Genomic DNA, 12,056 nt, shown 5'->3' with positions numbered 1-12,056 from the left:
TTATATCAAGAAAATATTACACAAAAAAAGACGCCTTAGCGTCTTTTTAATCTGTATTTATAGCTTTGTGATCATACTAATCCTGCAAGTACTGATGCTCTTACAATAATTCCTAAAAGTTTTTTTGTATCATCTACTACTGCAATTGGATATTTTGTCTCTACAGCTTTAGGAATAAGTTCTTGCACATACATCTCAGGGTCTGTCATAAAGTAATCTTGTTTTAAAATATCTTCAACACTTTTCTTTTCCTTTATTGCTTTTATAGTATCATCTATTGTAATAATCCCTTTGAGTCTTCTTTCTTTATCTACTACAAATATACTAGATATTCCATGAGACTTCATTTCCTTCATAGCTACATTAAGTCCATCTTTGCTAAATAAAAGAGGAGATGGAGTAAACATAATGTTTTTAGCTTGCAAAATCTTTGATCTATCAATATCTTGTATAAAATTTTCGATATATTCATCCACAGGATTTTCCAAAATTTCTTCAGGAGTACCTATCTGCTTAATTTGTCCATCCTTCATTACTGCTACTCGATCTCCTATTTTAAATGCCTCATTTACATCATGTGTAATAAATATAATAGTCTTTTGAAGTTTTGCTTGAATATCTAATAATTCAAGCTGCATATCACGCCTTATCATTGGGTCTAGCGCACTAAATGGCTCATCCATAAGTAAAATATCAGGATTATTAGCAAGGGCACGAGCAAGCCCTACCCTTTGTTGCATTCCTCCACTTAGCTCATGGATCATTTTTTCTCCCCATCCTAAAAGTCCTACAGTTTCTAGTGTATCATTTGCAATCTTTAATCTTTTTTCTTTAGGAATATCTTTTACTTCAAGCCCATAAGCTACATTTTCAATAACTGTTCTATGACTGAAAAGTCCAAAATGTTGAAAGACCATTGCAATATTATTTTGTCTAAATTTCCTTAATTCTGTTTTATTAAATTTTACGATATCTTTTCCTTCAAAAAGTATCTGTCCAGCTGTAGGTTTATTCAAAAGGTTTAAACAACGAATCAAGGTAGACTTTCCACTTCCTGAAAGCCCCATAATTACAAATATTTCTCCTTCTTTCACTTCAAAAGACACATTATTAAGTCCTACAGTATGACCTGTTTTGTTTAAAACTTGATCTTTAGTCATGCCTTCATTTATCTTTTTTAGTATAGATTTTGGATGTCTTCCAAATATTTTTGTTAGATTTTTAACTTCCATCTTTTCTGACATAGGTATTACCTGCTTTCTTATTCTAAAATCTTAAACTTATCTGCTAATGATTGTGTCATTCTATCAATAATAATGGCAATCACTACAATAGCAAGTCCTGCTTCTGTGCCTTTTGCAATGTCTAGTCTATTAATAGAAAGAAGTACTTGTTCTCCAAGGCCTCTTGCTCCAATCATAGATGCTACTACTACCATAGACATGGCCATCATAGTCGTTTGATTAACTCCTGTCATAATAGTAGGGAGAGCTTGTGGCAATTCTACTTTAATTAGAACTTGCATAGGTGATGATCCAAAGGAGTGAGCTGCTTCTACCATCTCTTTGGATACATTTCGAATAGCAAGATTGGTAAGACGAATAATAGGAGCTACTGCATAAATAGTAGTTGCAAATACTCCTGGAACTTTTCCAAGTCCAAATAGCATACTTGCAGGAATTAAATATACAAAGGTTGGCATAGTCTGCATTCCATCTAGTATAGGACGCATAATCATTTCTATTTTTTCACTATAGGCCATCCATATTCCCATTGGAATTCCAATAATTAAAGAAATGATTACAGAGGTTAAAACTACTGCCAATGTAGACATCATCATCTGCCAAAGTCCAAAGGTTCCTATCAAAAATAACATCACTCCATATACAATTCCTGATGAGAGTTTTTTCATACGCCATCCTATGATAAAAACTACTGCTATTACAAACCACCAAGGTAACCATTGTAAAAAAAATTCTACTTTCATTAAAAACCATAAAATACTTTCTTTTATTGCATCAAAGAAACTTCCATAATTTCGAATAAGATATTTCACAAAATTTTCTACGTATTTTCCAATTTCAATCCTTAATGTATTTGGAAATGAATTCATATCATTTCACCTCTTTTCTATTTTACTGCCTCTTTTACTTTGTTTGATACTTCATCTGATACCCATTTTGTCCATATTTCTTCATGTTCTTTTATAAACCATTTGGCTGCTTCATCTGGTTCTACTTCATTTTCTTGCATAAAAGCAAGGGCATCACTAGTAATTTGACTGCTTGTTTTATAGTTTTTCAAAAAGTCTACTACATCTGGAGCTGTTTTTACTAAGTCTTTATTTACTGCAACACTTACCTTAGTTGAAGGAAACTCACAAGCATAACCTTTTTCCCATAGACTCTCATCATACGCTACATCATCTAAAAGTGTTAAATCATATTTTCCAGTAATCCAAGTTGGTTCCCAATAATATCCTACCCATGGTTCTCCCTTTTCATAAGCTGCTGCAATAGACGAAGCTAAAGCTGAATCAGAGCCTGGACTAAAATAGTTGTATTTTTTATCTAATTCATAAGTTTTGATTTTTTCTCTCATAATATTGTCTACTTCCCATCCTGGAATGGCCCCATATATTCTTCCCATTGTAGGATCTTCTTCATCTTTGAAAACTTCAGGATATTTTAAAAGATCTTGTACAGATTTTAAATCTGGCGTGGTGGGTTTGATTCCTCTTTCTTTGTCTCCTTTGATCATATAAGTTGGTACATAAAAGCCTTGTGCATTGTCATCATAATTAATAGACAATTCAACAATATCTCCACTTTCTATAGCATCCTCATAATCAGATAAAAGAGTACTCCAAGCTTCCATATAAATATCTATATCTCCACTTCTAAGTCCTATAAAAGTAGCCGGAGTTGATCCTCTTGTAACATCTGTTTTGTATCCAAGTCCATCTTCAATAATAATTTTTGCTACTTCATTATGAAAGGTAAAGCTATCCCATCCTGCATCTCCTAAAATTAATTTTGGTTTTTCTGTTGATCCTTCTTGCTGGTTTGTTCCACAAGCTGTTAGTCCAATCATAGAAAAAGCCACAATCAGAATCATCAGTTTTTTTAAACTCTTTTTTTTACTCAGAAAATTCATTTTGTAATATTCCTCCCTTGTATTTTTAAATTTAATATATAAACTTATTATTATCAAATCATATTTATTTCAAACTATCTAATTTAAATTTAAGAGGTAAAACAAAAATACCTGTTTTATTAAAACATGGCAAACCATCTTCTATCTTTTCAAAATTTTTTATGACAAATTCATATATTCTTATAAACACTGCTCATAGTTGGTAATTATGATAAGTTTTTGTAGGCATTTCTATCAATCACTTATAGATAAGATATTTAGATAATCATATACAGATATGTATGTTTATATATGAAATTTTATACAGTTGTATTTCAATGTTTAAAAGTATAGCATAAAAATAATTTATTGTCAAAATTGGTTGAAATCTTCCTTTTCTTTTGTGCTCAATCAATGATATAATAAAACAAAATATTATAGAATTATTTTCCAATATTATGATAAAAGGAGTGATACCATGAAATTATTAAAACAATTACAAGCAAAGAAAGAGTTAGAAAAAAGAAAAAAATTTGCTAAAGGTATGGCATTAGGAAGTTTAGTAGGTACAATCGTAGGAAGTGCAGCAGGAATTTTATTAGCACCTGATTCAGGAAGAAACACTAGAAAAAAAATAAAAGATCAAGCTGGGGAAGTAAAGTACCAATTAGATAATAACATAGAGAAACTTAAAGATAATATTTCTCAATCTGTAGAAAATAAAAAAATGGATATGAAACAAGCTGTAGAGAAAATACGTACTATCAAAGATGTCACAGCAGAAGTTGCCACTTCTGAAGAAAAATCTGAAAACTAGAAATATTTTATATGGAGTGATTATTAGTGAACGTTACCCTTTCTTTAAGTGATTTAGGGATTCTTTTATTAGGAGGCACCTTTTTAGTATTACTGATTTATGGAATTCTGATTTTTAAAAATTTTTACGAAACTATAAAGGTAATAAAAAAAGTTGTCATAGACAATCAAAAAAATATTGATGAAGTTTTAGAAGAAGCACCTTCTATTGCAAAGCATATTGAAAGCTTAAGTCATGATCTTTCTCATAATGTAAAAGCTGTACAAAATACATTTGATCAAATTCTAGGCACTACAGAAGTAGCAGCTTCTAAGTTTTCAGAGCATACAGATGTATTATCCAGTATCATGGGAGTTGTTCAAGTAATTTATACAATCAAAAGTTTTTTTGAACATAAGAAAAAATGGTTTTGAGAGAAGAAAATCAAGATAGATTTTCTTCTCTTTGTCTTTCTTTTTGAACACATCTTTGAATATATTCTATAGCTCTTTCTCTTTGAGGAGGCAATTCTCCAAAAAATATTTCTTTCCTTAAACCTTCTAAAATTTTATCTGACTTTTCTTTACATATATTTTTAAGATTTGTTTTTATATCTTCTAATCTCAATATATCCTCAAGAGATTGTACTTCTTTAAATCTAGTCAAATAACTATTCACAAGATACTCTACATGAATTTTATACATACCCATTTCTTCCTCTGGATGCAGAAGCTTTCTTGTTGCAATCACATCAGAAAGTCCTAGTAGTAAAATATCTAGCACTTCTTGCCCTAGCTTTTTAAACAACTCATAGGTTGCTCGTCCACTTACATCATTTCTTTTATAAAGATTTAAAGCCCACATATGTTCTCTTACCATTTTGCAAAGATATTTTTTAGATGCTTTAGGTAATTGAAAGCGATTTGCTATATTTTCCATCATTTCTGTTCCTACTACTTCATGTCCTATGAATCTAGTTTTTCCTCTTTCATCAATCCATTTTGCCATAGGCTTTCCTATATCATGAAATAATGCTCCTAATTTTAATAACTGACTTCTTGTATGTCCACCAGGTAAAATTTCTTGCATATGCTTTTTATAAGCTTTTTCTATATGTCCTTCAAAATATTCTTTTGAGTAAATAATTTTTTCTATTTCTTTTAAAGTATACAAGGAATGATCCCATGCATCTACTACATGATAATCACATTTACCTACATTTTTCATAGGTAAAATTTCTGGAAATATATATTCAAATAAATTTAATTCTTCATCCATTATTTTAAAGTATTGATAAGTATTTTTTTCCTTTAATATCTCAAAAATTTCAAAGGCTATTTCATCTCCTGCTGCTCTTTGTATCTCTTTTGCGTTTTCTTTTATAAAAATGGCTGTTTTTGGATCTAAGGAAAGATTATATTGACTCATGAAACGTACAGCTTGTAATAAACAAATAGGATTTTCCTTACATATGTGAAAATCTACTATAGAAATCATTTCCTCTTGATCATCTTGTATTGAAAAAAAAGGATTATGGAAAGTATTCACTGTATTCACTCCCTACTATTATTCGCCAATTTTCGTCCTTATCTATCATATTAAATATTATACCCAGACATGTCAACTTTAGTTTTATATTTTCTCATATTTCATTAAATTTATAGTTTGAAGCATTCTAATCCAAAAAAATATTTTTTTTTAAATTTTTATGTTGACTTTTATTTACAGTTCTGGTACTATTTAATTACAGCAAATTATGTCGAAAATTGTTGAAGAAGGGAAGTTGAAAAATGAAATCAACAGGTATTGTAAGAAAAGTAGATGAGCTAGGTAGAGTGGTTCTTCCAATCGAATTAAGAAGAACTTTAAACATCAAAGAAAAAGATTCTTTAGAAATTTTTGTCGATGGAGATCAAATTATTTTAAAAAAATATGAACCAGCTTGTATCTTCTGTGGTCAAGCAAAAGATGTTCATAATTTTAAAGGAAAAAATATTTGCCCAGCTTGTATTGAAGAATTAAAGTAAAAATAGAATTCGCATGTTGAAAAATCAACATGCGAATTTTATTTTTCTCTTTCATATATTTTGTGAATTTCTTCTGTATAAGTACCGTCCTCGTTATATACATACAAAGGATCCATAAACTTAAGCTCTGCATTTCCATATTTAACGCATTCAATTAAAAAGATATTTGGCTTTTTATTCTTATTTGGATGAATAAATCTAATTTTTTTAGGTTCTAATTTGTATTTTCTACATAAATAAATTATATCTACTAATCTATGAGGTCTATGAATCATATAAAAGTGTCCTCTATCCTTTAAGAGTTTAAACGATATAGCAATAATATCTTCTAATGTACACTTTACTTCATGTCTTGAGATAGCTTTTTTGCTCTCTGGATTGATCAGTCCTGCCCCTACATTCATATAAGGAGGATTTGATGTAACTGCATCAAAAGAATAAGCTTGTGTGCATTCTAGTATTTTTTTTAAGTCTTTATGTATAATCTTTACTCGATCCTCAATTTTATTTAGCTTTACACTTCTAATTGCCATATCTGCTACTTCTTGTTGTATTTCAACTCCTAAAATTTCTTTTGCATCTGTTTTTCCAGATAAAAGTATTGGAATAATTCCAGTTCCTGTTCCTAAATCTATGACTCTCCATCCTTTTTTTATTTCGCAGAAATTGCTAAGAAGTACTGCATCTATTCCAAAGCAAAAACCTTCTGGGTTTTGTATGAGTTTTAGCCCTCTACACTGTAGATCATCGACTCTTTCGTATTCTTTTACTAATTCTTCATCCATATTCATCTCTCCTACTTTTTGTGTTTCGTTTTTTCAATTTTTTGTATAATTTCTTCTTTGTCTATTGCTTCCCAGGAAAAATCTGTAATATTTCCTTCTTCATCTATTATATAAGTAAAAGGATATTCTCTTACCTTATATCCTATAGCTACATCTCCATTTATATCAAAAAGTACTGGAAATGTATATCCTTTTTCATCTAAAAAAGCATTTACTTCATCCATATTCTTTTTTTCAGCAGCTAATACATTAACTGCCAAAGTTATAACATCATCTTTTTCATATTTCTCATATACTTGCTGTAAATTCTTTAGTTCTTTTGCAGATTTAGGAGATTTTGTAGTGAAAAAATGAATCAAAACTACTTTTTCTTTTAAATCTGAAAGTCTAATTTCATTTCCTTCTCGATCTAAAAGAGTAAAATCATAAGCTTGCTTTCCTACATATACCTCAGACTTTTCTGTAGTTCCTTCTTTTTTAATCAGCTCTACTTCTTTTTCATTTTTCAAACATCCACTTACAAGTAAACATATTGCTATCATCATACAAATCCATATAGATTTTTTATTCATATTTTCGCCTCCTTATATTTTATATGAAGAAAAATATCTATATATGCTCATAGAAAAAGTCCCTACTTAGGGACTTTTTTATTCAGGTCTTGGTGCATCTACAGGACATACATTGGCACAAGCCCCACAATCAATACATCCTGATGCATCAATTACATATTGATCATCACCTGCACTAATTACACTTACAGGACACTCAGGTTCACATGCACCACAACTAATACATGCATCTGTAATCATATATGCCATACATTCCACCTCCAAGTATAGTGAAAAATCTATTCCTCAGTAAGTATCTCCTAACTTTAGTATTCTTATTCTTCTAGATGCTTAAGATTTTCTAGATCTTCTAGATCTTCTTCTCTTTTTTTGCAACAACAAGAATGTATTCTTTGTATAACAGTTTTATCATAGATCGTTAAATCATCACTTAATTTGTCTTCTCTTCCTTCTCTTTCTTCTATAATCAATCTTACTTTTACACATTCTAAGAGTACATTATTATCTACTACAATTCCTTTACCATCTGGAGTAATTACTTTTTCTCCAACTTCTGCAAGATTTTGACGTAAGCATTGATACGTATCATGCTCATATTTTAAACAGCACATAAGTCTTCCACAAATTCCTGATATTTTTGTAGGATTTAAAGATAAATTTTGCTCCTTTGCCATTTTAATAGAAACAGGTTCAAAATCTCCAAGCCAATTGGCACAGCAAAGACCTCTCCCACAAGGACCTAGTCCTCCTATCATCTTTGCTTCATCTCTTACTCCTATTTGTCTTAATTCTATACGAGTTTTAAAAACTGCAGCTAAATCCTTTACTAACTCTCTAAAATCGACTCTTCCATCTGCCGTAAAATAAAAGATTACTTTATTGTTATCAAAAGTATACTCTATATCAATAAGCTTCATGTCTAATTTATGGACTACAATTTTTTCAAGGCAAATTTCAAAAGCTTCCTTCTCTTTTTCTATATTTTGCTGATTTTGTATCTCATCTTCTAATGTAGCAACTCGAATTACTTTTTTTAAGGGTGCTATAATATCTTCCTCTGGAATTTCTTTTGGTCCTACTACTACCTCTCCAAATTCTATTCCTCTGGCAGTCTCTACAATTGCATTGTGTCCTTTTTGTACCTGTACTTCATCTGGATCAAAATAATAAATTTTTCCAGCTTTCTTGAATCTTATTCCTACAACAGTTACCATTTTATCCCTCCTGCATAGATAAAAGCATCATTTCTATAGCTAATTGGAAATTTACATTTGCTTTTATATCATTCTTTGTTTTTTCTATTATTTTTATCATATGGATTATGTTTTCATGAGATACATTTTTCATGTGAGCGTTTAAAATTTCTCTTTTATCTAAATTAATCAAAAATATATCTGAATGAGTTTGAGACAATAAAAGAATATCTCTAAACCAAAAGATCATCATATCTAATATTTCATCTATATGTTCTTTATTTTCTTTAAAAAATTCAAATAGTTCAAAGGAGTCCAGATAATTTTTTGCAAACAATTTTTCAATTATTTTTATAATCTCTTCTCTTCTTTTTTGAAATCCTTCTGATTCTTTTAAATAGATTGCCTTTCCTAAAATTCCATCAGAGAAAATAGCCATAATTCTTGTTTCTTCATGATTTAGATCATATTTATTTTTTAAAAGCTCTTCAATATATTTCTGTTTTACTTTATTTAATTTTATAATTTGACAACGAGATCGGATAGTAGGTAATAAAATATTTGCATTTGTACTCATCAAAATAATAACCCCATATTCAGGAGGTTCCTCTAATGTTTTTAATAATCTGTTTTGTGCACTCGTAGTCATAGTCTGTGCTTCTTTAATAAAATAAATCTTTTTATCAGATTCATATGGTTTTTTATATAGATCTTGTTGAAATTCTTCAATTTGGTGATTTTTAATGCTTTTTCCTTCTGGCTCAATAACTTTTATATCTGGATGATTATGTGTATTTACTTTTATACATGAACTACATTCATCGCAAGCATCTCCATGATTATATTGACAATGAATAGCTTTGGCAAATAACTTAGCTAATGTATTTTTTCCGATTCCTTTTGGCCCCTCAAATAAATAGGCATGTACAATTTTTTGTTGTTGAATAGTATTTTTAAAATATTTTATGATTTTTTCTTGCCCTATAATCTCTTTAAAACTCATTTGTATTCCCCTTATTATGCCTTTTCAAATTGCTCTACATCTACTACAAATATCGTAGCTCCTCCTACTTGTACTTCTACAGGATAACCTACAAATATTCCCGCATTTCCCATTATCGGAGTAGGGCTTGGCGCCATTTCTTTACGACTTTTACATTTTTCTTTAATAATCTCAATGACTTGACTTACTTTTTCTTTCTCTACTCCTACCAATATTGTTGTATTTCCTGATCTTAAAAATCCTCCTGTTGAAGATAACTTTGTAACTCTATATCCTTCTTGTGTTAATTTTTTTACTAAATTCGGAGCATCTTCATCTTGAATAATTGCAATAATTAATTTCATAGATTTTCTCTCCTTCCTTTAAATTCATATTTTAGAAACAATGATATTATAAATCTCTTCATGAATTTCATCTATGAGTTTTAAAACATTATCTTTCATACAATTAATTTTATTCCAATGATAATATTCACAAACCCATAACGCATTCTTATAAGTTTTTTGAAGATATTTTACATCTCTTTCATGAATATCTTTTTTAAATTCTCCTGTAATTTTGTTGGATCTATTTTTCATAAGCTCCATACTCATTTGAATATCCATATCTAAAAAAATCACTTCATTTGGAATAGGAAGCTTCATTTTGATAAATTCTAAGTCCCAAAGCCAATCTAAAAAAAGTTTTTTCTCTTCTTCTGTTTGAAACTTTGACGCTTGATGAACCATATTAGAGGTAGTATATCTATCAGCTATAAGAATACCTCCATCTTCTAAAAACTCTTTCCATTCCATAGTGTAAGAAGCAAATCGATCTACAGCATAAAATGTTGACGCTGTATAAGGGTTTACATCATCTGGCTTTTCTCCAAAATCTCCATTTAAATACATTTTTACTAATGAAGATGAATCACTATTATAATTAGGAAAAGTAATCTTTTTTACTTTTAATCCTTCTTCTAATAATCTTTTGTATATTTTTTCTGACTGAGTTGCTTTCCCACTTGCATCTACTCCTGATTCTATGACAAATAATTTCCCGTTCACCCTAGTCCTCCTGTAGCTTATCTATATTCTTTTTATTATTGTATCATATATCGTATCATAATTTCCTTAAAAATATAAAAGCCATTAACATTTGTTAATGACTCTTACATGGAGATTAAAAAATTATGCCACATTTTCTTTAATAAAATATTATAATATTCATATTCTATATCATGCTCTTTAAGTCTTATAATTTTTTGTTCACATTCTTTGCATATGTATTCATCTAAAAAATTTATATAGTCTATAGTATCCTCATTACAAGTATAACAATGAACTGTTTGTGTATGCATAAGCTCACCAACCTTTTTATTCTCATTATGAACCTATATTTATCATTATATTCACAAGTAAGATGTCTCGTTATACTTTTTTTTATTCATTTATATTTTTAATTTAAAAAAACCTATATTTTATCAATATAGGTTAATAACTTTTTTGAAAAGATGAGATTGTATTTAATATATCTTCATTAGGTTCTATAATAAAAATATAATAATCCTTATTTCTTGTAAATTCTCCTACATACCAGTTATTCGTACACTTACCTGATACAAATCGATACACTTTATTTTTTTTATAATTTATTTCATGAAGATCTACAGATCTATAGGGTCTAAACTCTTCTAATTCACTTAATTTTAAAGTAAGAAAGATATGATGTGACTTACTAAATACTTTCTCCATAATTAATTCATCTTCAATCAGTTTATAATTAAAATAAGCAGAATGTTTATATATAATAAATAAACAGCTTATTACAGCCCCTATTAAAGTAATGAGTCCTCCTATAGTACCAATAACAGGATGATATGGATTTAATAGTTGTATAACCATATTCATAATAAATATAGGAACACAAATCATAAGTATAATTTTCCAAAGCGAAAGCTCTTTCTTCTTGATGGTTTGTTTAATTAACGCCATATGCTTTCTCCTTATTTAAATAGAATTTCTTTTTCATATTGTTCTTACCATCATATCATCTTATGTTTTTTTTCGCAACCATCCACTATTTTGCAGCTCTCATAGTTGTCTTTCTTCTCTTAGTCTTTTTAATAGTTAGCTTTTGCATAGATTGTATCTCTTTTTTCTTCTTTAAATCCTTTGTAGCAAGGCTACATAAATAATATTGAAAACATCCTATAGGAATACATATCATAATCAAAAAAATTATTTTTAAAATCATCTCTCTCATCCTTCTTTAATAATTTTTAACAAAAACACGTTTCTTATATTGATCTCTATAGTATATTCTATAAATCTATTCTTTTCCCTTTGTTATATCCTTAGTTCTTTTGGCCTATTTATTCTTTTATTGTCGAAGATAACTTTGTATACCCCTACATGTTGTTTCATCTTTAATAAATTTATACCATATGTATTCGTCTTTTTTTTCATTTATATAGAAAAAAGCTCAGAATAATATTCTGAGCTTTCAAACTAGCGACGACCTACTCTCCCAGGGCGCTACCGCCCAAGTACCATCAGCGCTGAAG

General features: G+C 29.2%; 17 protein-coding genes. 3 read left to right on the top strand and 14 right to left on the bottom strand.

What is annotated here, in order from left to right; all coding sequences use genetic code 11:
- Nucleotides 1–71: 71 nt before the first annotated feature.
- The 3 genes from EK368_RS09605 to EK368_RS09595 are packed head-to-tail and all read right to left on the bottom strand — an operon-like array spanning nucleotide 72 to nucleotide 3,156.
- The gene (locus EK368_RS09605; RefSeq protein ID WP_129598975.1) at nucleotides 72–1,244 is read right to left on the bottom strand and encodes a quaternary amine ABC transporter ATP-binding protein; all 1,173 of its coding nucleotides are present in this window, start codon (nucleotides 1,242–1,244) and stop codon (nucleotides 72–74) included.
- Nucleotides 1,245–1,261: 17 nt separating this feature from the next.
- Nucleotides 1,262–2,113 (bottom strand): ABC transporter permease, encoded by an 852-nt coding sequence (locus tag EK368_RS09600; RefSeq protein ID WP_129598973.1) that lies wholly within the window; start codon nucleotides 2,111–2,113, stop codon nucleotides 1,262–1,264.
- Nucleotides 2,114–2,130: 17 nt separating this feature from the next.
- Entirely contained in the window at nucleotides 2,131–3,156 is a 1,026-nt protein-coding gene (locus tag EK368_RS09595) for an ABC transporter substrate-binding protein (protein ID WP_129598970.1), read from the bottom strand.
- 457 nt (nucleotides 3,157–3,613) lie between these two features.
- On the opposite strand from EK368_RS09595, the gene EK368_RS09590 reads away from it, so the two are divergent.
- On the top strand, nucleotides 3,614–3,952 hold the full coding sequence (locus tag EK368_RS09590) for a YtxH domain-containing protein (protein WP_129598967.1): 339 nt from the start codon (nucleotides 3,614–3,616) through the stop codon (nucleotides 3,950–3,952).
- A 26-nt stretch (nucleotides 3,953–3,978) separates the two neighbouring features.
- Nucleotides 3,979–4,365, top strand: coding sequence for a DUF948 domain-containing protein (locus EK368_RS09585; RefSeq protein WP_129598964.1), 387 nt, complete (start codon nucleotides 3,979–3,981; stop codon nucleotides 4,363–4,365).
- 10 nt (nucleotides 4,366–4,375) lie between these two features.
- On the opposite strand, the gene EK368_RS09580 is transcribed toward EK368_RS09585, so the two are convergent.
- On the bottom strand, nucleotides 4,376–5,479 hold the full coding sequence (locus tag EK368_RS09580; protein WP_129598961.1) for an HDIG domain-containing metalloprotein: 1,104 nt from the start codon (nucleotides 5,477–5,479) through the stop codon (nucleotides 4,376–4,378).
- 242 nt (nucleotides 5,480–5,721) lie between these two features.
- Between EK368_RS09580 and EK368_RS09575 the strand changes: the two genes are divergently transcribed.
- On the top strand, nucleotides 5,722–5,958 hold the full coding sequence (locus tag EK368_RS09575; RefSeq protein WP_129598957.1) for an AbrB/MazE/SpoVT family DNA-binding domain-containing protein: 237 nt from the start codon (nucleotides 5,722–5,724) through the stop codon (nucleotides 5,956–5,958).
- 38 nt (nucleotides 5,959–5,996) lie between these two features.
- Here EK368_RS09575 and EK368_RS09570 read toward each other — a convergent pair whose 3' ends face one another.
- The 10 genes from EK368_RS09570 to EK368_RS14910 form a co-directional block, all read right to left on the bottom strand.
- Nucleotides 5,997–6,743: a tRNA1(Val) (adenine(37)-N6)-methyltransferase gene (locus tag EK368_RS09570; RefSeq protein ID WP_129598954.1), complete on the bottom strand. Its 747-nt coding sequence runs from the start codon at nucleotides 6,741–6,743 to the stop codon at nucleotides 5,997–5,999.
- A gap of 11 nt (nucleotides 6,744–6,754) precedes the next feature.
- Nucleotides 6,755–7,315, bottom strand: coding sequence for a TlpA disulfide reductase family protein (locus EK368_RS09565; RefSeq protein WP_129598951.1), 561 nt, complete (start codon nucleotides 7,313–7,315; stop codon nucleotides 6,755–6,757).
- 78 nt (nucleotides 7,316–7,393) lie between these two features.
- Entirely contained in the window at nucleotides 7,394–7,564 is a 171-nt protein-coding gene (locus EK368_RS09560) for a 4Fe-4S binding protein (RefSeq protein WP_129598948.1), read from the bottom strand.
- Between the two features lie 65 nt (nucleotides 7,565–7,629).
- A complete protein-coding gene (locus tag EK368_RS09555) occupies nucleotides 7,630–8,529 on the bottom strand; it encodes a PSP1 domain-containing protein (RefSeq protein WP_129598945.1) in 900 nt (299 codons plus the stop codon).
- 1 nt (nucleotide 8,530) lies between these two features.
- Nucleotides 8,531–9,511, bottom strand: a complete 981-nt coding sequence (holB, locus tag EK368_RS09550; protein ID WP_129598942.1) for a DNA polymerase III subunit delta' — start codon at nucleotides 9,509–9,511, stop codon at nucleotides 8,531–8,533.
- A gap of 14 nt (nucleotides 9,512–9,525) precedes the next feature.
- A complete protein-coding gene (locus tag EK368_RS09545; protein ID WP_129598939.1) occupies nucleotides 9,526–9,855 on the bottom strand; it encodes a cyclic-di-AMP receptor in 330 nt (109 codons plus the stop codon).
- Nucleotides 9,856–9,879: 24 nt separating this feature from the next.
- Nucleotides 9,880–10,557 (bottom strand): dTMP kinase, encoded by a 678-nt coding sequence (locus EK368_RS09540; protein WP_129598937.1) that lies wholly within the window; start codon nucleotides 10,555–10,557, stop codon nucleotides 9,880–9,882.
- Nucleotides 10,558–10,661: 104 nt separating this feature from the next.
- Nucleotides 10,662–10,850: a sigma factor G inhibitor Gin gene (locus EK368_RS09535; RefSeq protein ID WP_129598934.1), complete on the bottom strand. Its 189-nt coding sequence runs from the start codon at nucleotides 10,848–10,850 to the stop codon at nucleotides 10,662–10,664.
- A 133-nt stretch (nucleotides 10,851–10,983) separates the two neighbouring features.
- Nucleotides 10,984–11,484 (bottom strand): hypothetical protein, encoded by a 501-nt coding sequence (locus EK368_RS09530; protein ID WP_129598931.1) that lies wholly within the window; start codon nucleotides 11,482–11,484, stop codon nucleotides 10,984–10,986.
- An 85-nt stretch (nucleotides 11,485–11,569) separates the two neighbouring features.
- Entirely contained in the window at nucleotides 11,570–11,746 is a 177-nt protein-coding gene (locus tag EK368_RS14910; RefSeq protein ID WP_165000403.1) for a hypothetical protein, read from the bottom strand.
- Nucleotides 11,747–12,056: the final 310 nt, after the last annotated feature.

Origin of the sequence: Anaerophilus nitritigenes (assembly GCF_004138215.1) — a bacterium.
Lineage (GTDB): Bacteria > Bacillota > Clostridia > Peptostreptococcales > Thermotaleaceae > Anaerophilus > Anaerophilus nitritogenes.
This window is presented reverse-complemented; position numbering and strand designations above follow the sequence as displayed.

Bases quoted from the DNA above. Each gene is read 5' to 3' on its own strand.
- EK368_RS09530 (WP_129598931.1), bottom strand. From the start codon at position 11,484: ATGGCGTTAATTAAACAAACCATCAAGAAGAAAGAGCTTTCGCTTTGG.
- EK368_RS09560 (WP_129598948.1), bottom strand. From the start codon at position 7,564: ATGGCATATATGATTACAGATGCATGTATTAGTTGTGGTGCATGTGAA.
- EK368_RS09570 (WP_129598954.1), bottom strand. From the start codon at position 6,743: ATGGATGAAGAATTAGTAAAAGAATACGAAAGAGTCGATGATCTACAG.
- EK368_RS09575 (WP_129598957.1), top strand. From the start codon at position 5,722: ATGAAATCAACAGGTATTGTAAGAAAAGTAGATGAGCTAGGTAGAGTG.
- holB (WP_129598942.1), bottom strand. From the start codon at position 9,511: ATGAGTTTTAAAGAGATTATAGGGCAAGAAAAAATCATAAAATATTTT.
- EK368_RS09565 (WP_129598951.1), bottom strand. From the start codon at position 7,315: ATGAATAAAAAATCTATATGGATTTGTATGATGATAGCAATATGTTTA.
- EK368_RS09605 (WP_129598975.1), bottom strand. From the start codon at position 1,244: ATGTCAGAAAAGATGGAAGTTAAAAATCTAACAAAAATATTTGGAAGA.
- EK368_RS09535 (WP_129598934.1), bottom strand. From the start codon at position 10,850: ATGCATACACAAACAGTTCATTGTTATACTTGTAATGAGGATACTATA.
- EK368_RS14910 (WP_165000403.1), bottom strand. From the start codon at position 11,746: ATGATTTTAAAAATAATTTTTTTGATTATGATATGTATTCCTATAGGA.
- EK368_RS09555 (WP_129598945.1), bottom strand. From the start codon at position 8,529: ATGGTAACTGTTGTAGGAATAAGATTCAAGAAAGCTGGAAAAATTTAT.
- EK368_RS09590 (WP_129598967.1), top strand. From the start codon at position 3,614: ATGAAATTATTAAAACAATTACAAGCAAAGAAAGAGTTAGAAAAAAGA.
- EK368_RS09595 (WP_129598970.1), bottom strand. From the start codon at position 3,156: ATGAATTTTCTGAGTAAAAAAAAGAGTTTAAAAAAACTGATGATTCTG.
- EK368_RS09545 (WP_129598939.1), bottom strand. From the start codon at position 9,855: ATGAAATTAATTATTGCAATTATTCAAGATGAAGATGCTCCGAATTTA.
- EK368_RS09600 (WP_129598973.1), bottom strand. From the start codon at position 2,113: ATGAATTCATTTCCAAATACATTAAGGATTGAAATTGGAAAATACGTA.